Genomic DNA, 18,635 nt, shown 5'->3' with positions numbered 1-18,635 from the left:
CAAAGCCGGGCCCTTGCCAATTAGATCTGCCGCACCGCGCCTTTGGCTGCGCTGGTGGCGAGCATGGCATAAGCCTTGAGGGCCGCCGACACCTTGCGCTTGCGTGGCTGGGCCGGCTGCCAGCCCCGGGCGTCCTGCTCGGCGCGCCGCCGCTGGAGTTCGGCCTCGTCCACGGCCAGGTGAATGCGGCGGTTGGGGATGTCGATCTCGATCCGGTCGCCGTCCTGCACGAGGCCGATGGTGCCGCCCTCGGCTGCTTCCGGCGAGGCGTGACCGATGGACAGACCCGATGTGCCGCCGGAGAAGCGGCCGTCGGTAATGAGCGCACAAGCCTTTCCGAGACCCTTCGATTTCAGATAGCTCGTGGGATAGAGCATCTCCTGCATGCCGGGGCCGCCGCGCGGTCCCTCGTAGCGGATGACCACCACGTCGCCGGCCTTGACCTTGCCGTTGAGGATGCCGCTCACCGCATCGTCCTGGCTCTCGAACACGATGGCGGGACCCGAGAATACCAGGATGCTCTCGTCGACACCGGCGGTCTTCACGATGCAGCCGTCGAGCGCCAGATTGCCGGAGAGGACCGCAAGGCCGCCATCCTTCGAGAAGGCATGCTCCGCGTCGCGGATCGTACCGGCGGCGCGGTCCGTATCGACGCTGTCGTAGCGGCTTTCCTGGCTGAATGCCGTCTGCGTCGGCACGCCGCCGGGCGCTGCGCGGAAGAAGTCGTGCACCGCATGGGAGTTGGTGCGCCGCACGTCCCAGCGGTCGAGCGCCGTCTTCATGGTCTCGGCATGAACGGTCGGCACGGAGGTGTCGAGGAGGCCTGCGCGATCGAGTTCGCCCAAGATGCCCATGATGCCCCCGGCGCGGTGTACGTCTTCCATGTGCACGTTGGCGACGGCGGGAGCCACCTTGCACAGAACCGGCACGCGGCGCGACAGGCGGTCGATGTCGGCCATGGTGAAATCGACCTCCGCTTCATGGGCGGCGGCCAGAAGGTGCAGCACCGTGTTGCTCGACCCGCCCATGGCGATGTCGAGGGTCATGGCGTTCTCGAAGGCCGCGAAGGAGGCGATGGAGCGCGGCAGCACGGTCTCGTCGTCCTGCTCGTAATAGCGGCGGGCGAGATCGACGATCAGGTGGCCGGCCTCGACGAAGAGGCGTTTGCGGTCGGCGTGGGTAGCGAGCGTCGAGCCGTTGCCCGGCAGCGACAGGCCGAGCGCTTCCGTGAGGCAGTTCATGGAATTGGCCGTGAACATGCCCGAGCACGAGCCGCAGGTGGGGCAGGCGGAGCGCTCGATGACCTTGATGTCCTCGTCGGCAATCTTGTCGTCGGCCGCCGCCACCATGGCGTCCACGAGGTCGAGCTTCTTGGTCACGCCGTTGAGCACGACCTTGCCGGCCTCCATGGGGCCGCCGGAGACGAAGACCACCGGGATGTTGAGGCGCATGGCGGCCATCAGCATGCCGGGGGTGATCTTGTCGCAGTTGGAGATGCACACCATGGCGTCGGCGCAATGGGCGTTGACCATGTACTCGACGCTGTCAGCGATCAGCTCCCGCGAGGGCAGGGAGTAGAGCATGCCGTCATGGCCCATGGCGATGCCGTCATCCACCGCGATGGTGTTGAATTCCTTGGCGACGCCGCCGGCCTTCTCGATCTCCCGCGCCACGAGCTGGCCCAGGTCCTTGAGGTGGACGTGGCCGGGCACGAACTGGGTGAAGGAGTTCACCACGGCGATGATCGGCTTGCCGAAGTCGGAATCCTTCATGCCCGTAGCCCGCCAGAGGCCGCGAGCGCCGGCCATGTTGCGGCCATGGGTGGTGGTGCGAGAACGATAGGCTGGCATGATTTCCCCTGCAGATTTGAGGCCTTGTTCGTCCGAAATTGCGAAACTTGCAAGAAAATTTGCCATTCCTTGTGGTCGCGCCTGCTTTGCCGCAATGGAATTGCCGATGACCTGGGCAGCGTATCCATCCCCGGGGAGCCGAAGGCGAGGGAAGGGGATCCACTCACACGCTCAGCGCTATATTCCCTTCCCCTGCGATGGCTGCGCCATCTCAGGCCGGGAATGACAAGGACCATTGGGCTCTTGAAGAGCGGGAGCCTCCGTGGCTATGGCGTGCTGCCCACATCGAGGAAAGAAGGCAGAATGGATCAGACAGCCTCCAAGCAGTCTTTTCGTCGGGTGGTGGCCCTCGTGGCAGCCCTCAATCTCGGCTATTTCGGGATCGAATTCGCCGTGGCGCTCACCATCGGATCGGTGTCGCTGTTCGCCGACAGTATCGACTTTCTCGAGGATGCCTCGATCAACCTGCTCATCCTCCTGGCTTTGGGCTTCACGGTGAAGATGAGGGCACGGGTGGGGATGGGGCTCGCGGGCATCATCCTCGTGCCGGGCCTCGCCACCCTCTGGATGGCCTGGGAGAAATTCTTGGCTCCTGTTCCGCCCGATCCGGTGCCGCTGTCGCTGGCCGGGGCAGGGGCTCTCGCGGTCAATCTCACCTGTGCGCTCCTGCTTGCCCGTTACCGCCACCACAGCGGCAGCCTCACCAAGGCGGCCTTCCTGTCCGCCCGCAACGATGCCTTCGCCAATATGGCCATCGTCGCCGCTGGGTTAGTCACGGCCGCCACGCTCTCCGCTTGGCCGGATCTGATCGTCGGTCTCGGCATCGCGGCGATCAATGCGGATGCGGCCCGGGAGGTCTGGGAAGAGGCCCGCGAGGAACACCGGGCTGAAACGCCTGAAGCTTGAGCCGCGTTGTCCTGCCTGAGCGCTTCTCAAGGCAGGACCGTATCATGCTGACCAAAGACGACCTGGATGCCCCGGCCCATCTGCAATACGAGCCCATCGGTACCGCCGGGCAAGGCCACCCGAGCGATGTGAGGGAGTTCAGTAGCCTGCGGGAGGCAGTGCACTGGGCCATGAACAACGAGCCGCCGGCCGGCATGGAGGCCGTGATCCGCGCCAATTCCGGCGCGGTGCTCGGGCCGCGGCACCTGGAAGAGATCTGGTCGAGCCTGCAGGGGCCTTAGCGCTTCGTGCGGAAAAGTGGATACGGTTTTCCGCACGATGCGCCAGCTAAGGGGTTGAGCATCGGATGGATCCTAAAAGTGGTGTCCACTTTTGGGTCCGATGCTCTAGATCCATCCCAGGCTCAAGGCCCCGACGGCGAGGTAACGACCGGTCTTGGCCAGCGCCACCAGCGGGATGAAGACCCGTAGGGGCTCTCGCAGCAGCCCCGCCACAATGGTGAGCGGGTCACCGATGACTGGGACCCAGCTCAGCAGCAGGCTCCACCGGCCATATTTGTGATACCAGGCCTCGGCCCTGGCCATCTGGTGGCGCTTGACGGGAAACCAGCGCCGATCCTCGAAATGGGCGAAGAAGCGGCCCAGGAACCAGTTCACGACCGAGCCGAGAATGTTGCCCACGCTCGCCACGAGAATGAGCACCCACCAGGTGTAATGCTCGGCCACGAGCATCGCGAAGAGCACGGCCTCCGACTGAAACGGGAAGATCGTGGCAGACAGGAAGGCTGCGGCGAACAGGGCGCCGTATTCGGCAAGATGCGGCATAAGGCGGGTGATCACACCGGACGGAGAATGGGGCAGGGCTCAAGGCCTGAATGAGGTGAGCCCTACCACAGTTCCGCTCTCCCGCCGAACCGACCTGCATGAAGCAGGCCTGTACAGCGCCTCGGATCGCTTACCGGGCAGTCCCCAGCCTGCGTGATCAGTACATGGGTTCGCTGAACGATCCGTGTTGCGCCTGGGGGTTGAGGCGCGCGAAGTCTTCCGCCTTCATGTGCACAAGCGTGGCGTGATCTCCGCCTTCGAAGTAGATGTCGCGCTGCCGGTCCATGTCGTTCTCGATGATGACATTGAGGCCATAGCAGGAGCCGACAGGCGGAATGGCGCCGCGATCGCAATCGCGGAACACCTCCACGATCTCGTCCTCCGACGCGAGGCGCATCTCCTGGCCCAGCTCCGTCTTGAGGTCGGACAGGCGCAGGTGATGGGACGCCGGCATCACGGCGAGCATGTAGCGCTGACCGTCGCTCAGCATGACGCCCTTTGCCATGCTGTCGCGGGGAATGTGACCGGCATGGGCCGTGCCCAGCGACGTCATGGCTGGCTCATGCTGTATCAGGTCGTATTGAATGCCCTTATCGGCCATGTAGCGTTGAAGGGTCGGGGAGATGGTCATCACAGCCTCCTATGAGACGAGAACGCTCGCGTATCAGGAGGGCGGCTTTACTGACACACCGTCGCTTCGGGATGCGCAGCTGCACGTAACCTGCAAATGGTACACCTCTGGGGGGTTGGCTTCAATCGAGAGAGCGACCGTGGCGTGGAATACTTGCGCCTCATGGCGAGGTTCTTTACCAACGCCCTGCTCACTTGCTGAACCCGAGCTTTGCTTGGCAGAGCACTGAAGTTCTCCTGTAGGAAAACCCCCTTTGGACCAGTTCGACGTAGTGGTGATTGGCGCGGGCGCCGCCGGGATGATGTGCGCGGCCGAGGCTGGCAAGCGCGGGCACTCCGTGCTGGTCATCGACCATGCGGCCAAGCCCGGCGAGAAGATCCGCATCTCAGGCGGCGGGCGCTGCAACTTCACCAATCTCAACGCCTCGCCGGCCAACTTCATCTCGCAGAACCCGAGCTTCGCCATTTCGGCGCTGCGCCGCTATACGCAGCGCGACTTCATCGCCCTCGTGGAGCGCTATGGCATCGCCTATCACGAGAAGACCTTGGGCCAGCTGTTCTGTGACGGCTCGTCGAAGCAGATCGTCGATCTGCTGCTCAACGAGATGCGGCAGGCCAATGTGGAGCTTCGCCTCTCCACCTCCGTGCAATCCGTCGAGAAGATGCCCGAGGGTTTTTCGCTCAGGCTCTCGCAGGGCGCGGTGCAGTGCCGTTCGCTCGTGGTGGCAAGCGGCGGCAAATCCATCCCGAAGATGGGCGCGACAGGTTTCGGCTACGATCTCGCGCAGCAATTCGGCCTGAAGGTCGTCGAGACGCGCCCGGCCCTCGTGCCGCTGACCCTGGAGCCGACCTTGCTGGAGCGGCTGACACCGCTTGCCGGTGTTGCCGTCGATGCGGTGGCAGCCTGCGGCAAGACACAGTTCGCCGAGGCGCTGCTCTTCACCCATCGCGGATTGAGCGGCCCCTCGATCCTGCAGATCTCCTCGTACTGGCGCGAAGGCGCCGAGATCACCCTGTCCATGCTGCCGGGCGTGAACCTGTTCGAGGAGTTGCGCGCGGCGCGTGCGCAGAACGGGCGGCAGGCGCTGCAGACCGCTCTGTCGGCTTTCCTGCCGAAGCGCTTGGCGCAGCTCATTGCCGAGACCGAGAAGGGACCGGCCAACCTGGCGGATTATTCCGACAAGCGCCTTCGCGCCGTCGAGGAGGCCGTGAACCGCTGGCGTTTCAAGCCGGCAGGATCGGAGGGCTACCGCACCGCCGAGGTGACGCTCGGCGGCGTCGACACCCGCGAACTCGATTCCCGCACCATGGAAGCCAAAACGGTGCCGGGGCTCTACTTTATTGGTGAGGTGGTGGACGTGACCGGCTGGCTCGGCGGCTACAATTTCCAGTGGGCATGGTCCTCGGGCTGGTGTGCCGGGCAGGCAGCCTGACGCCGGCTTTGGTTGTTCCAAATCAGCGGGATGCCGGTGCAGTCGCAATGTCGAAGTGCAGCACTTCCTCACGCGTCCCGAGTTTTTCATAGAGCGCGATGGCCGGGTCGTCCCCGTAATCCGCCTGAACATAGATCACCCAGGCGCCGCGCTCCGCGACGATCCCGCGCAAGTGTTCGATGAGAGCGCTCGCGACGCCTTGCCGCCGATGCGCCTCGCTGACGGCGAGATCATAGATATACACCTCGCGCCGCGCCCGCTCGAACTTGTCGAGCTCATAGGCCACGAGCCCGCCCAGGACCTCCTCGCCGGCCAGCGCCACCACGGCGAAGATGTGCTCCTTCGCGAGCAACCCCTCCAGATAGGCATCGTCAGGCTGCGCCCCCGTGTAGGTCTCAGGGTCCGCGAAGGCCTTTCCGAACAGGACGTTCAGGCGACGAAGCAGCGGGACGTCTCCTGGCTGGAGACGCCGGAGTCTGATGGACGGCATGGGCATCCCTCAAGGATAGCACAGTCGTGGCCGCAGTTCAGGCCTCTGAAGCCTCGCGCCTTTGCATGTGCGCCAGGACACAAAGCGCTTACGCCAGGAAAGTTTTCAACTCAAGGTTCATTGAGCTCGGTCCATCTATAATCGATATAAAGTTTCATAAGAAGAGCCGGCAAGGTCATGTTCAATCAGAGGGGCTTTAGGTGAACAGAATGATCAAGTCTCTAACTGTCCTCACGGCAGCCCTGACGGCTGGGCTCCTTGTCGCTTCGGAGGCCAATGCCGGTTTGTCGTTCAACGGTCGTGGACTGAATGGCCGGGGTCTCAATGGTGTTGCCCGTGAGGGCGCCGTCGCCGGCCAGGGCGCGCAGGCCACGAGCATCATCCTGAAAGATGGTGCTCGCGTGACGCTCAAGTAAGTCCGAGCCAGAGAACCCTCGTTGCTTCCCTGCGAGGGTTCTCCTGGCACCCGTCTCCGGGTGGTATGTCATGCATGCGCGTTTGCCGATTGCTATCAGCGCTGTTCTGATCCTGGCCTCTTCCGGTGCAGGGCAGGCCATGGACGGCCACCTGGAGACGGACAAGGGCGAATTCAGGCTATACCTCGATGATGGAGAGGTGATGGAGCGGGAGGCACTGGCTGGAGCCCGCATCGTCATGCAGAGCGGCGGGCGGACGCTTCATGTCCTGATCGATGCCGTCGAGACGGAGGACGATGTGCCCGGCGGCCCGGTCGTGCTCTACCGGCTTCTGTTCGAGGATCCTGTCAGGCGGACATTCCAGAACGCATGCACGCCCGATGCGCGTGGCCGGCAACTGGGCCTTCCTCTCCAGAAGGAGACAGGCGTCGACCTTACCTGCACCAGCGGCGCCGAGGGAAAGTGCATCCTCATGGGCTATCGTCCCTGGGATGATCGAGCAGATGTTCCGATGCAGGATCTGCATGCTGCCTGCGTCCACATGATGCGTGCCGATTACGGAGGCGATGATCGCCCTTCAACGCGCGATGGCACGCTCGTCGATGTCTACGACCGTTTTGGCATCCAGAAGCCCGAGAGTGTCGATCCTCTGCCTTTCGAGGCTGCCTGGGGAAAGGATGGCGCCGTCTGTGTGGCCCATCCCCGCATTGCCGACGCTGTGACGCTCGACGGATTGGCGAAAGCCTATCTGAAACTTCGCTCCTTCCTGGGGCCCGACGCCTGCACGGAAGACGCCATGCGCCATCGTCCCGAGGCGCTTCTCTTCAACCGCTCGGCTTCGACTGCTCGCTAACGGCGAGCCCTGTTCGTTGGGCCTCTGGCGCGAGCCGTGCTATGCTCAACTATGTCGGGGCTTACATCGGGGAGGGTCTCATGCAATCGGGCATGGTCCTCGTCTGGGTCGGTGCGCTGCTCATCATCGCCGGGATCGTACTGGCGGCGGGTCAAGTGCTCTGGAAAGGGCGCTTGAGCGATGCGCACCGGACGGGCCCCACGGGCGCAAGCGCGACGCTCGAGCCGCAGGGGCGGGTGCGCGCGTTCCATCCCAAGCACCACTGGCCCAGCATCATTCTTGTGGCCTTCGGCATCGTTCTGATGCTGGCCGAAGCGGCTGTCTGACGATCATCGCACTTGAAACCGGGCAGGGCGATTCCAGTTGATGCACCAACGGCTGCCATGATCGCGGCCGCATTCTCACATTCAAGCACCGGAGATCCCCATGCAGCAGCGTCGGCTTGGCCAATTGCAGGTGTCCGCCCTCGGTCTCGGCTGCATGGGCATGTCGGAGTTCTACGGCAACGGTGACGAGGCGGAGTCCATCGCCACCATCCATCGCGCCATCGAACTCGGTGTGACCTTCCTCGACACGGCCGACATGTATGGCGTCGGCCGCAACGAGGAGCTGGTCGGCCGCGCCATCGCGGACCGGCGCGACAAGGTGGTGCTTGCCACCAAGTTCGGCAACGTGCGCGGCCCCAATGGCGAGCGTCTCGGCATCAGCGGCAAGCCCGACTACGTGCGCCAGGCCTGCGAGGCGAGCCTGAGGCGGCTGAAGGTCGACGTGATCGACCTCTACTACCAGCATCGCGTCGATCCCGAGACGCCGATCGAGGACACGGTCGGGGCCATGGCGGAGCTCGTGCGCCAGGGCAAGGTGCGCTATCTCGGACTTTCGGAGGCGGGTCCACAGACCATCCGTCGCGCCCATGCGGTTCACCCCATTGCGGCGCTGCAAACGGAATACTCGCTCTGGAGCCGCGATCCGGAGGATGAGCTTCTGACCACCGTGCGCGAGCTCGGCATCGGCTTCGTGCCTTACTCCCCGCTGGGGCGCGGGTTTCTCACCGGGCAGATAAAAAGCGTGGACGATCTGGCAGAAGACGATTTCCGCCGCAACTCGCCGCGTTTCCAAGGCGAGAACTTCCAGAAGAACCTCGACCTCGTGCGTGAGATCGAAGCCATGGCGCGTGAGAAAGGCTGCACGGCGTCCCAGCTTGCGCTCGCCTGGGTGCTGGCGCAGGGCGAGGACATCGTGCCGATCCCCGGCACCAAGCGCCGCAAGTACCTGGAGGAGAACGTGGGTGCGCTCGGCGTGAGCCTCACGCGCGACGATCTCGAACGTATTGACCGCATCATCCCGCCGGGGGCCGCCGCCGGCACGCGCTACCCGGAGCCGGGCATGAAGATGGTGGGGCTGTAAGTCTTACGCAGCCGACGAGGCACTGGCGGGCAGGGACTCAAGCGCGCCTGCCTCGTCGATGCGGCGCACCAGATCGTCCACCTCTTCCTCGGTCTGGTAGATGCCGAAGCCGAGGCGCAGGCGCTGGCCGCGCACGTCGGTCACCACACGCAGCTCCTTGAGGTCGTTGTGGATCGCCTGTGCCTGCGGCGTCTGGAAGGTGAGGAAGTTGCCGCGTCGCATCTCATCCGCCGGCACCACAGGTGTGGCACCCGCGAAGAGGGCAGAGCTGCCGACCCGGCGCAGGAAATGCTGCTGCAGCGCCTTCGCATGGGCGTGAATGATGGCGGGCGTGATGCCCTCGTCCGCGAGCCAGCGCATCACCGCATTGAAGCGATAGAGGCCTGATGGATCGAAGGTGGAGCCCATGAAACGCCAGCCATCCTGGCTGTAGCCTACCTGACCGCTCTGCGCGTTCGTGAGGTTGCCGAAGGCGGCATACCAGCCCGTGTCGCGCGGGCGAAGGCCCCAGCCGGGCGGGCAGTGCATGAAGCACGCGCCTTCGCCCGCCATGGCATATTTGTAGCCGCCGGCGACGTAGAACACGCGGTTCGCGATGCTGGCGAGATCGGTCGGCCGCGCCATGAAGCCATGATAGCCGTCGATCACGATCATCGCGCCATCGCGGCTGCACTCCGCGAGATGGCGGCCGTCCAGGGCAAAACCGGAATTGAAGAACACCTGGCTGACGAAGACGAGATCGTAGCCGACCTGTGCAGCGGCGTGGAAACGGTCCTCGAAGGTCGCGAAGGGCTCCGCCGGCACGCGCGTCACATCCACGAGACGCTCTTCCTCCAACCGGGCGATCTGGCGCGTGAAGGAATGGAACTCGCCGTCCGAGGTCAGAATGCGAACCGGGCGATCCGCAGGAAAACAGGAGAGGATGCGCTTGAGGAATTCATGCGTGTTCGGCGCCACCGCGATGGTTGAAGGATCCGGGAGGCTCAGATGCGCTGCCACATGGCCGCGGAACTCGTCGAGCACCGGGCCCAGGATGTGCTCCCACTTGTCGTCCATGAGGCGGGCGGCATCGTCCCAGGCCTGCATTTGCGCCTCGCGCGTCACATCCGGCCAGGGGTGGTGGCTGTGAGCTGCAAAATGCAGGCGGTCGGGCTCTGAGCCGAGGAAGCGGGAGAACTGGGAGCGAAGATCAAGCATGATGCTCTTAAACCTGATTAAAGCTTGCCGCGCACGGACCAGAGTTCAGGAAAGAAGTATTTTTCCAGGGCCTTGCGCAGGTAGCTGACGCCGCTGCTGCCGCCGGTGCCGGAGCGCATGCCGATGATGCGCTCCACCGTCTTCATGTGCCGGAAGCGCCATTGCTGGAACGCGTCCTCCAGATCGACCAGCTCCTCGGCAAGCTCATAGAGGTCGAAGTGCTCGCCCGCGTGGCGGTAGATCTCCTCCCAGATCGCCTCGACGCCGGGATGCGCCGTGTAGGGCTGGGTCACGTCCCGATCGAGAACCTCCGCGGGAACGGCATAGCCGCGGCGGGCCAGCAGGCGTAAGGATTCGTCATAGAGGCTCGGCGCCCGATAAGCGACTTCAAGCTGCTCGGCGAGGTCGCTTCGGTGCCGGTGCGGCGCCATCTTCACCGCATCCTTCGCGCCGAGCTTGAACTCGACGAGCCGGTACTGCCAGGACTGGAACCCGGAGGACTTGCCGAGCGCCGGGCGGAAGCTGAGATAGTCCGACGGTGTCATGGTGGAGAGCACGGTCCAAGCCTGGATCAGCTGCTCCTGGATCCTGTTGATGCGGGCCGTGCACTTGAAGGCCGGCTGGAGCTCGTCGGCCCGGATATGGGCAAGCGCCGTGTCGAGCTCCCGGTTCAGGAGCTTGAGCCACAGCTCCATCACCTGATGGATGGTGATGAAGAGAAGCTCGTCGTGCTCGGAGGTCAGGGGAGTTTGGGCGGAGAGGAGGGTGTCGAGCCGGAGATAGTCTCCATAGCTCATGCCTTCGGAAAAATCGGTGTGGATCCCGTCTGTCGCTGCCGACAAGTCTTTGCCTCCCTGATCGCTTCCGCTTGCCGCGGATTATCGTCCTGCCGTTGGGTCGTACAACGAAAGTAGGACATTGCGGGAGGCTTGTCACGTCGACTAGCCGGAATTGGCTTTCTGCTCCCGAGGCGGTAGGTTGCCGCCCCTGAACGAACCCATTGGAGAGACCCGCGCATGACCGACACGCTTCCCGACCGCCTGGCTTCGAACCCGGACAGCCCGTTCTACAACGAGGAACTGCTGGCGAAGGGGATCGGCATCCGCTTCAACGGAGCCGAGAAGACCAATGTGGACGAGTATTGCGTCAGCGAGGGCTGGGTTCGGGTCACGGCCGGGAATGCCAAGGACCGTTTCGGCAATCCGATGACGATCAAGCTCAAGGGCAAGGTCGAGCCTTACCTCAAGACCTAGGAATAAGCCTCCGCGGAGAGGTCATGCCCAGGGCAGGGCTGGACGGGCCATGGGACGCATTCCAAGATGAGAGGCAAGCTCACTGATCGAGGCCGGAGCCTCGGAAAGGCTTGTCTCAATGGCCTCTATGAAGGCTCTGGCCTTGGTTGCGATGTCCTGCCTGTTCGCCATGCCGGCCATCGCCCATGACTGGTATCCCGCCTGGTGCTGCGACGAGCACGACTGCCGGGAGCTCATCGAGTCTCGGGGCGAGACAGTGACGGAAACCGCAGAAGGATGGCGGCTCTGGGACGGGCGCCTTGTCGGCCGCGAGCATTCCAGAATGTCGCCTGACGCCAAGTTCCACCTCTGCGAGGAGCCGACCACCCGGGCCATCATCTGCTTTTTCGCCCCGCAGGGTGCTTCGTAGCGGTTCTCTGTGACCGAGAAGTCTGGCGCCGATCTGCGTCTCGCAGGGTCACGAATCAGGCTCGTCCCACAAAAAAGAAGCGCCCGCTCATGGAGGGGCGCCTCAAGGTCCGACCCGTAGGGGCAAATGAAGGTCGTGAACCTCCTTATTCATAGAGTAATTGGGCTAAAATGGGGCAATTCGTGGCGACAATGAAGCGTGTCAAGAGAATTAATGCGCTATTCTGACGCAAATGATCGTTTATTTGAGAACTATTAGCCTTGATTGAGCTGCCAGGATGGTTTATCCCGCATTAACCGTAGGGGCAAATACGGTCACAAGGGTCGCGAACACAGCCAAATATTCAGGGCTGGGCGCGACCCTTTTCTTTTTATTGCTAGGAATAGGGTCCGTTACTTTGACGAGCTGCGGATTGCCTGCAGCCGCTCCAGTGTCGCCTTGATCTCCTCCGCGGCTTTGAGGCCCCGGATGCCGATCACCCCGCGATCAACTGTTTTCCCGTCCACATCCTTCCTGCCGTTGAAGAAGGCGTCCCTCTGCTCCTTTGACATCTTCAGGAGGGTGCGGGCCTCAGTCTCGATCCGCCATTCCTCGGACCAGGTGCTGACGGGCTGGCCGGTGAGCTCGGAGGTGGCTTTGGTATCGCGGGAATAGGTCATGCGGGACAGCATGGCATGAAGGGGTGAAGAGAGGGTTGATCGGACCTGCTCCCTCAACTTGTAAATCGCGCTCCGTAATGGGTTCCATCCGTCCACACCAGCCTTGTCATGGCTGCTGCACCGGCATCGGGGATCTCAAGCTCGAATTCGAGGGGAACATCGACCGGGTCGGAGATAATCAGGCGCACGCCGGATTGCGACAGATCCCACACGGAGCACTCGATTCGTGTCTTGTTCTTCGGGTCCCGGATCCACCCGTTTAGCACAGTGGAGAAGCGCTCTTCGGATCGACGCTCAGGCAGTCCAGGGCTCATGTACGGGATTCCATGATTCGACAGGATCCCGTTATAGGCAGGCGGGCTGGCGCGAAGCTATCCAGTGTCCGCCTGTTCCACCAATCAATGCGGTGACATCTCACGCAGCTTCGAGCGGCCCATCGATGATCACGTGCGGGCACAGGCGCGAGCAGCGCTCGATCCGGCCATCCACTCGATAGATGTTCTGCAGGAGGGTGGGGGTGATCACCGACTCCACGGGTCCGCAGGTCACCATGGTGCCGGCATCGATCACCATCACCCGGTCAGCGACGCGCAGTACTTGGTTCAGATCGTGGATGGCCAGCACCACGCAGATCTCCCGTTCCCGGGCGAGCGAGCGGATGAGCGCCAGAACCTCCACCTGCCGGTGCAGGTCGAGAGCGCTCGTCGGTTCGTCCAGCAGAAGAATCTTCGGCTCGCGCACCAGGACCTGAGCCAGCGACACCAACTGCCGCTGACCGCCGCTGAGCTCGTTCAGACCCTTGAACGCAATCTCCTCGATCCGCAGGCTGAAGAGGATGCGGTCCACTTCCTGAAGGTCCTCGTCGGTGACCTTGCGCGGCGCGCCCTGCTTGCGGGCGAGCAGCACCGATTCATAGACCGTCAGCACCGTATTTACCGAGGTGTCCTGCGGCATGTAGCAGACATTGCTCGAAGCGTGTCTGAGCGCCGCATCGTCGATGCGGATGTCGCCCGGGCCGTCGAGGAGACCGGCGATACGCCGGAACAGACTCGACTTGCCGGCGGCATTCGGTCCGATCACGGCCGTCACCTCGCCGCCCTTCAGCACCGGAGTGGTGACGCCGGAGAGCACCTCCTGCTTGCCATAGCGGACGCCGACTTGGTCAAGTTGCAGGGTCGCTACCATGCGCGCCTCCGGGTGGACATGATCAGGCTGAAGAGGAACGGCACACCCACGAGAGCCGTGATGATGCCGATGGGAAAGATCGTTCCGGGCACGATGGACTTGCTGATGACCGAGGTCAGCGAGAGGATCGCCGCGCCTGACAGGACCGAAGCCGGCAGGAAGTAGCGCTGATCCTCACCCACCAGCATGCGGGCAATGTGCGGGCCCACAAGTCCGATGAAGCCGATGGTGCCCACGAAGGCCACAGGCACGGCAGCGAGCAGGCTGATGATCATCATGGTCTCGAGCCTGAGCCAGCGCACGTTGACGCCGAAGCTCGCTGCCTTGTCGTCACCAAGCCGCAGCGCGGTGAGCGCCCAGGCACGGCGCATGAAGAGAGGAAGAGAGACCGCGACCACCGCCGTTGTGATGGCAAGCTTCGGCCATGTGGCGCGCGTGAGGCTGCCCATGGTCCAGAACACGACGGCGGACAGGGCCTGCTCCGAGGCGAGATACTGCACCAGGGCAAGAAGCGCGTTGAATGTGAAGACGAGCGTGATGCCGAGCAGAACGATTGTCTCTACAGTGACGCCGCGCCGCTGGCTCATGAAATGGATGAACAGGGCCGCGGCCATCGCCATGACCAGCGCGTTGATCGACACCACGTAGTCGATGGCCCAGGGCAGGAAGCCGACGCCGAACACGAGAGCGACCGATGCGCCGAAGCTCGCCGCTGCCGAGATGCCCAGCGTGAATGGGCTGGCGAGCGGGTTGTTGAGGATCGTCTGCATCTGCGCGCCTGCGGCCGAGAGCGCCGCACCGACCACGACGGCCATGAGCGCCACCGGCATGCGGATGTCCCAGATCACGACGCTGATCTGCTCCGAAACCTCCGGCGATCCCATCAGCGCCAGCACGACCTCGTGCATGGAATAGCGCGCGGGGCCCAAGCCTAGATCTGCGATCACGGACAGGATGAGAATAACGGCAAGCGCAAGAAGCACGAGCTTCTTGCGCTGCACGAGGACGTGGTAGGCACCGCGTCCTTTGACCATGGCAATGGCAGGAGAGTGGGCCAAGAGCCTATTCCTTGTCGGTCAGGGAAACCCAGTAGCCGGTCTTGTAGGGCACGGGCAGGAAGCGCTCGTAGAGTGTCTTCATGGTCGCTTCAGGATTGACATCCTTGAACAGCTCCGGATGCAGCCACTTGGCCATCGCCTGGATGGCGACGAACTGATAGGGGCTGTTGTAGAACTGGTGCCAGATCGCGTGGACCTTGCTGTCCTTCACAGCCTTCACGCCGGTATAGGCCGGGCGCTTCATAAGGCCGGCGAGCTTGTCGCGGGCCTTAGCCTTGTCCGCGCCCGAGCCGACGCCGACCCAGGCGCCGCCGGGCACATAGAGTTCCCAGTTCGAACCGGTGACGATCACGTGGTCGGGATTGGCCGCGATGATCTGTTCGGGGTTCACGACACCGAAGGTGCCGGGAATGATCTTGGCAGCCATGTTCTGGCCGCCCGCGACCTCGACGAACTTGCCGAAATTCTCGTTGCCGAAGGACATGCAGCAATCGTCCGAATAGCCGCCGGCACGCTCCACCATCACCAGGGGCTTGGCCGGATTGGCCTTGGCGAGGCGCTCGGTCACGAGATCGATCTGCGCTTTCCGGAAGGCGATGAACTCTTCGGCACGCGCCTCCTTGCCGAACAGCTTGCCGATGAGGCGCATGCTCGGATCGGTGTTCTCGAAAGGCTTCTCTCGGAAGTCGACGAACACCACCGGGATGTCGATCTTGGCGAGTTTTTCGATGAGTTTGGCGTCGTCCGTGGCGGTCTTCGCCTCGATGTTGAGGAGGATCACGTCGGGTTTGAGCGAGACGGCCTGCTCGACGTCGAAGGTGCCTTCCTTGAAGCCGCCGAAGGTCGGGATCTTCTCGATCTGCGGGTACTTGGCGAGATAGTCCTTATAGCCGTCGAGATCCGCCTTCTGCAGGTCGTCGCGCCAGCCGACCACGCGCTTGAACGGCTGATCCGTGTCGAGGGTGGCGACGAAATACATCTGCCGGCCTTCGCCGAGGATCACCTTCTCGACCGGCGCCTTCACCTCGACTTTGCGGCCAGTGATGTCCGTCACGGTGATCTTGTCGGCGGCATGGGAGGGGGCGGGCAGGAGCCCGACGAGCGCCAGGGCGGCGCCGAATACCATTTTGGAGAGTTGCATCATGCGCCTCGCAGCGGTTGAGAAAGCGGGCCTCTCCTAGGTTCGATCAAATAGTCATGCAAGAAATATCTTTTAGAATTACTCTAGTTAAAAACAGTAGAAGCGTAGTTTAAAACAGTTCTATTCTACAGTTTACAACGATTCCAGTTTGACGTCTTTTGAATTTGCCCATAGAGGAACGCCGGAATTCATCTTCACCACGAGCTTCTCATGAATGCGAACTATACGCTCCGGGACGAGATCCGCGATTACTGGTCGGCACGCGCGGCAACCTTCGACGAGCAGGTAGGGCACGAGATTTTTTCGGAGGCAGAGCGGGATGCATGGCGCGACCTGTTCCTGCGCCATCTCGGACCGGGCGAGGGTCGCCGGGCGCTCGATCTCGCAAGCGGCACCGGGGTGATCTCTCATCTGCTGCATGGCCTCGGCTTCAGCGTCACCGGTCTCGACTGGTCGGAGGCGATGCTGAACCAGGCGCGTGCGAAGGCAGCCCGACGCGGCGCGGATATCCGCTTCGTCATGGGCGACGCCGAGCGCACCCTGGAGCAGCCAGGAAGCTACGACGTGCTCGTCACGCGGCATCTGGTGTGGACGCTGGTGGACCCCAAAGCCGCCTTCCGGGAGTGGCATTCCCTGCTGAAGCCGGGCGGGCGCCTCCTCATCGTCGACGGAGACTTCGTGTCGGATACCCTGATCAAGCGCATGATCCGCCTCGTCGAGAAACTCGTGCCGGGGCTGGCCGGAGCCCCGCACGCACCCAATGCCATGCGCGAAACCCATGAACGCATTCTGAGGCGGGTGTATTTCTCGAAGGGCGCACGGGCCCAGGAGGTCGCGAGTCTGCTGCGGGAAACCGGCTTTGCTCAAGTCGCCATCGACCGCAACCTCAAGCCGATCCACCGGGAGCAGGCGAAGAACCTGCCGTTCTTCAAGGGCCTCGAGCGTGCAACGCAGCATCGCTACGCGGTTGTTGCGGTAAAGGCCTCCACCTGAAGACCATGGCCAACGGAGCCTGATCGTGCTCTCCTGATGCGGAGCTTCAGGAGAGGCACATGAGGCGGATCCGTTTATGCCTTCTCATCCTCTGCACCCTGCTGGCGCCGCCATGGGTCCAAGCGCAGCAGGCCGTGGATATGGCAACCCCCGAGGGGCTTCCCGCCATCGGCAAATGGATGCTGACGGCCAAAGGCGTTCCGTCCGATTGGCTCGGCGAGATTGACCGCGGCAAGAACCTGCGCGAGCCCATCAACGTCATCATCATCGATGAGGGAGCCTCGGACGCGGAGGACGCGAAGGCACGCCTGCTGGCCGCCGCCGCTCGCGCCGGCTATCCCATCCGCTTCGGTCATTCAACAGGCTATCAGGGCTTCATTGGCGGACAGCTCCATGCGCAGCTGCCGCAGGGCCGGGATGATGCCTTCTCCAACGACCTCTTCGAGGTCAGCAACAATCACGGCCGCATTTTTGGGCCGCATGCTTTCGGGCAGGCCTATCTGTTCACCGGCGCCTTCAGCCGCGAGGAGGTCGACCCGTTCCGCGATCCGCCGCACCAATACGGCTCATTCAACCGGGCGCGGGACGATTTTACGCAAAGGCTCGATCGCAGCACGTCGTACAAGGTGAGCGGCTTCGTCAGTCTCGGCAACGCGCTGATCGACGACCCGAAGCTGACCACGGGCGACCACGACGGCATGGCCGTCGTGGTGCGCGCCGGCCGCTAAGGGTCAGCCGGCGAGAAAACCCGCCAGCGCCTTTGGGTCCACATTGCCGCCGCTGATGATGATGCCGACGCGCTTGTCCTTGCACGGCCCGAGTCCGTTCAGGGCCGCAGCCGCCGCCAGGCAGCCCGTGGGCTCCACCACGATCTTCATGCGCTCGACGAAGAACCGCATGGTGTCGACGAGCTGCGCGTCGGAGACGGTGAGGATGTCGTCGACGAGGGCCCGCATGATCGGGAAGGTCTTGGATCCGACATAGGTCGTCTGTGCCCCGTCGGCGATGGTGACGGGGACCGGGATCTTCACGATGGAGCCTGAGCGGAACGATTGTTGCGCGTCATTGCCGGCCTCCGGTTCGACACCATAGACGCGACACTCGGGCGAGAGCGCCTTGGTCGCAAGCGCCGATCCTGCCAGCAGTCCACCGCCACCGGTGCAGACGAAGAGCATGTCCAGGGGGCCGACTTCCTCGAACAGTTCTTTGGCGGCCGTGCCCTGGCCGGCGATCACGTCCTCATGGTCGTAGGGCGGGATAAGCGTGAGACCGCGCTCCTCCGAAAGCCTGCGCCCGATGGCTTCGCGGTCCTCCGTGTAGCGGTCATACGTGACCACTTCGCCGCCATAGCCCTTCGTGGCCGCCACCTTCATGGCCGGCGCGTCCTGCGGCATGATGATGACGGTCGGCACACCCTGCAGCTGCCCGGCATAGGCGATGGCTTGGGCGTGGTTGCCGGACGAGAAGGCCACCACGCCGCGCTTCTTCGCCTCGGGAGACAGCCGCGCAATGGCATTGTAGGCGCCGCGGAACTTGAAGGCTCCCGCGCGCTGGAAATTCTCCGCCTTGAAGAACAGCCTTCCGCCCGTACGTTCGTCGGCGGTGCGGGAGGTGAGGACCGGCGTGCGATGGGCTACCCCCTCGATGCGCCCGGCGGCCGCCACCACGTCATCATAGGAGGGAAGTCCCGACGGGATGGAGCGAAGGGTGTCCTGCTGTGCTTGTGCGTTCATCAATTCCCATGCTCCTTGGCGTTTTTCGCGCGCGGCATCACGCCATGAAATAGACCGACCCGGCCCAGGTCTCTCCATAGCAATTTCGTCGGAGGCTTGTCAGTAAGGGATTGCAGGCCAGCGGCACCCTCGTGGCGATTTCGCCTAAAGGAGCGTTCCTGCCGGAACAGCCGTGCACCCAAGCCGTTCATCCTGATC

Annotated in this window: 23 protein-coding genes; 11 read left to right on the top strand and 12 right to left on the bottom strand. The window is 63.3% G+C overall.

Annotated features, from left to right (window positions below):
- Positions 1 to 20 precede the first annotated feature (20 nt).
- A complete protein-coding gene (gene ilvD / locus FHR70_RS10235) occupies positions 21 to 1,850 on the bottom strand; it encodes a dihydroxy-acid dehydratase (protein ID WP_183449691.1) in 1,830 nt (609 codons plus the stop codon).
- Positions 1,851 to 2,153: 303 nt separating this feature from the next.
- On the opposite strand from ilvD, the gene FHR70_RS10230 reads away from it, so the two are divergent.
- Both FHR70_RS10230 and FHR70_RS10225 read left to right on the top strand, forming a co-directional pair.
- Complete coding sequence (locus FHR70_RS10230) at positions 2,154 to 2,756, top strand: cation efflux transmembrane domain-containing protein (protein WP_183449689.1); 603 nt, start codon at positions 2,154 to 2,156, stop codon at positions 2,754 to 2,756.
- A complete protein-coding gene (locus tag FHR70_RS10225) occupies positions 2,753 to 3,037 on the top strand; it encodes a hypothetical protein (protein ID WP_183449687.1) in 285 nt (94 codons plus the stop codon). The genes FHR70_RS10230 and FHR70_RS10225 overlap by 4 nt, the downstream gene beginning before the upstream one ends.
- Before the next feature lie 105 nt (positions 3,038 to 3,142).
- Here FHR70_RS10225 and FHR70_RS10220 read toward each other — a convergent pair whose 3' ends face one another.
- Both FHR70_RS10220 and FHR70_RS10215 read right to left on the bottom strand, forming a co-directional pair.
- Entirely contained in the window at positions 3,143 to 3,580 is a 438-nt protein-coding gene (locus FHR70_RS10220; protein ID WP_183449685.1) for a YqaA family protein, read from the bottom strand.
- Positions 3,581 to 3,737: 157 nt separating this feature from the next.
- Positions 3,738 to 4,211: an aminoacyl-tRNA deacylase gene (locus FHR70_RS10215; RefSeq protein ID WP_183449683.1), complete on the bottom strand. Its 474-nt coding sequence runs from the start codon at positions 4,209 to 4,211 to the stop codon at positions 3,738 to 3,740.
- 253 nt (positions 4,212 to 4,464) lie between these two features.
- Between FHR70_RS10215 and FHR70_RS10210 the strand changes: the two genes are divergently transcribed.
- Positions 4,465 to 5,643: a BaiN/RdsA family NAD(P)/FAD-dependent oxidoreductase gene (locus FHR70_RS10210; RefSeq protein ID WP_183449681.1), complete on the top strand. Its 1,179-nt coding sequence runs from the start codon at positions 4,465 to 4,467 to the stop codon at positions 5,641 to 5,643.
- Between the two features lie 22 nt (positions 5,644 to 5,665).
- Here FHR70_RS10210 and FHR70_RS10205 read toward each other — a convergent pair whose 3' ends face one another.
- Complete coding sequence (locus FHR70_RS10205; protein ID WP_183449679.1) at positions 5,666 to 6,133, bottom strand: AAC(3)-I family aminoglycoside N-acetyltransferase; 468 nt, start codon at positions 6,131 to 6,133, stop codon at positions 5,666 to 5,668.
- 209 nt (positions 6,134 to 6,342) lie between these two features.
- Between FHR70_RS10205 and FHR70_RS10200 the strand changes: the two genes are divergently transcribed.
- The 4 genes from FHR70_RS10200 (at position 6,343) to FHR70_RS10185 (ending at position 8,809) form a co-directional block, all read left to right on the top strand.
- Positions 6,343 to 6,549: a hypothetical protein gene (locus FHR70_RS10200; protein ID WP_183449677.1), complete on the top strand. Its 207-nt coding sequence runs from the start codon at positions 6,343 to 6,345 to the stop codon at positions 6,547 to 6,549.
- Positions 6,550 to 6,619: 70 nt separating this feature from the next.
- Entirely contained in the window at positions 6,620 to 7,402 is a 783-nt protein-coding gene (locus tag FHR70_RS10195; RefSeq protein WP_183449675.1) for an ADYC domain-containing protein, read from the top strand.
- A gap of 41 nt (positions 7,403 to 7,443) precedes the next feature.
- Positions 7,444 to 7,728: a hypothetical protein gene (locus FHR70_RS10190; protein WP_183449673.1), complete on the top strand. Its 285-nt coding sequence runs from the start codon at positions 7,444 to 7,446 to the stop codon at positions 7,726 to 7,728.
- A 100-nt stretch (positions 7,729 to 7,828) separates the two neighbouring features.
- Positions 7,829 to 8,809 (top strand): aldo/keto reductase, encoded by a 981-nt coding sequence (locus FHR70_RS10185; RefSeq protein ID WP_183449671.1) that lies wholly within the window; start codon positions 7,829 to 7,831, stop codon positions 8,807 to 8,809.
- Positions 8,810 to 8,812: 3 nt separating this feature from the next.
- Here the strand turns inward: FHR70_RS10185 and FHR70_RS10180 are convergent, their stop codons facing one another.
- Together FHR70_RS10180 and kynA are read right to left on the bottom strand one after the other, a co-directional pair.
- Positions 8,813 to 10,006 carry an aminotransferase class V-fold PLP-dependent enzyme gene (locus tag FHR70_RS10180; RefSeq protein ID WP_183449669.1) on the bottom strand — a complete coding sequence of 398 codons (1,194 nt, stop codon included), beginning with the start codon at positions 10,004 to 10,006 and terminating at the stop codon, positions 8,813 to 8,815.
- A gap of 17 nt (positions 10,007 to 10,023) precedes the next feature.
- Complete coding sequence (kynA, locus tag FHR70_RS10175; protein ID WP_281381310.1) at positions 10,024 to 10,848, bottom strand: tryptophan 2,3-dioxygenase; 825 nt, start codon at positions 10,846 to 10,848, stop codon at positions 10,024 to 10,026.
- Between the two features lie 174 nt (positions 10,849 to 11,022).
- Here kynA and FHR70_RS10170 point away from each other — a divergent pair, with 174 nt between their 5' ends.
- Both FHR70_RS10170 and FHR70_RS10165 read left to right on the top strand, forming a co-directional pair.
- Positions 11,023 to 11,259: a DUF3297 family protein gene (locus tag FHR70_RS10170; RefSeq protein ID WP_183449667.1), complete on the top strand. Its 237-nt coding sequence runs from the start codon at positions 11,023 to 11,025 to the stop codon at positions 11,257 to 11,259.
- 118 nt (positions 11,260 to 11,377) lie between these two features.
- On the top strand, positions 11,378 to 11,668 hold the full coding sequence (locus FHR70_RS10165) for a hypothetical protein (RefSeq protein ID WP_183449666.1): 291 nt from the start codon (positions 11,378 to 11,380) through the stop codon (positions 11,666 to 11,668).
- Positions 11,669 to 12,060: 392 nt separating this feature from the next.
- Here the strand turns inward: FHR70_RS10165 and FHR70_RS10160 are convergent, their stop codons facing one another.
- The 5 genes from FHR70_RS10160 to FHR70_RS10140 all read right to left on the bottom strand — a co-directional run bounded on the left by FHR70_RS10160 (position 12,061) and on the right by FHR70_RS10140 (position 15,696).
- Positions 12,061 to 12,327, bottom strand: a complete 267-nt coding sequence (locus FHR70_RS10160; RefSeq protein WP_183449665.1) for a DUF7696 family protein — start codon at positions 12,325 to 12,327, stop codon at positions 12,061 to 12,063.
- Between the two features lie 53 nt (positions 12,328 to 12,380).
- On the bottom strand, positions 12,381 to 12,641 hold the full coding sequence (locus FHR70_RS10155; RefSeq protein WP_183449664.1) for a PilZ domain-containing protein: 261 nt from the start codon (positions 12,639 to 12,641) through the stop codon (positions 12,381 to 12,383).
- Between the two features lie 100 nt (positions 12,642 to 12,741).
- Entirely contained in the window at positions 12,742 to 13,512 is a 771-nt protein-coding gene (locus FHR70_RS10150; protein ID WP_183449663.1) for an ABC transporter ATP-binding protein, read from the bottom strand.
- Positions 13,506 to 14,546 carry a FecCD family ABC transporter permease gene (locus tag FHR70_RS10145; RefSeq protein ID WP_183450227.1) on the bottom strand — a complete coding sequence of 347 codons (1,041 nt, stop codon included), beginning with the start codon at positions 14,544 to 14,546 and terminating at the stop codon, positions 13,506 to 13,508. The genes FHR70_RS10150 and FHR70_RS10145 overlap by 7 nt, the downstream gene beginning before the upstream one ends.
- A 28-nt stretch (positions 14,547 to 14,574) precedes the next feature.
- On the bottom strand, positions 14,575 to 15,696 hold the full coding sequence (locus tag FHR70_RS10140; RefSeq protein ID WP_246408067.1) for an ABC transporter substrate-binding protein: 1,122 nt from the start codon (positions 15,694 to 15,696) through the stop codon (positions 14,575 to 14,577).
- A gap of 225 nt (positions 15,697 to 15,921) precedes the next feature.
- On the opposite strand from FHR70_RS10140, the gene FHR70_RS10135 reads away from it, so the two are divergent.
- Complete coding sequence (locus tag FHR70_RS10135; protein WP_183449662.1) at positions 15,922 to 16,704, top strand: class I SAM-dependent methyltransferase; 783 nt, start codon at positions 15,922 to 15,924, stop codon at positions 16,702 to 16,704.
- 59 nt (positions 16,705 to 16,763) lie between these two features.
- On the top strand, positions 16,764 to 17,432 hold the full coding sequence (locus tag FHR70_RS10130; protein ID WP_183449660.1) for a hypothetical protein: 669 nt from the start codon (positions 16,764 to 16,766) through the stop codon (positions 17,430 to 17,432).
- Positions 17,433 to 17,435: 3 nt separating this feature from the next.
- Here FHR70_RS10130 and FHR70_RS10125 read toward each other — a convergent pair whose 3' ends face one another.
- Entirely contained in the window at positions 17,436 to 18,437 is a 1,002-nt protein-coding gene (locus FHR70_RS10125) for a threo-3-hydroxy-L-aspartate ammonia-lyase (protein ID WP_183449658.1), read from the bottom strand.
- Between the last annotated feature and the right edge of the window lie 198 nt (positions 18,438 to 18,635).

Origin of the sequence: Microvirga lupini, from assembly GCF_014191055.1 — a bacterium.
In the GTDB taxonomy this organism is placed as follows: Bacteria; Pseudomonadota; Alphaproteobacteria; order Rhizobiales; family Beijerinckiaceae; genus Microvirga; species Microvirga lupini_A.
This window is presented reverse-complemented; position numbering and strand designations above follow the sequence as displayed.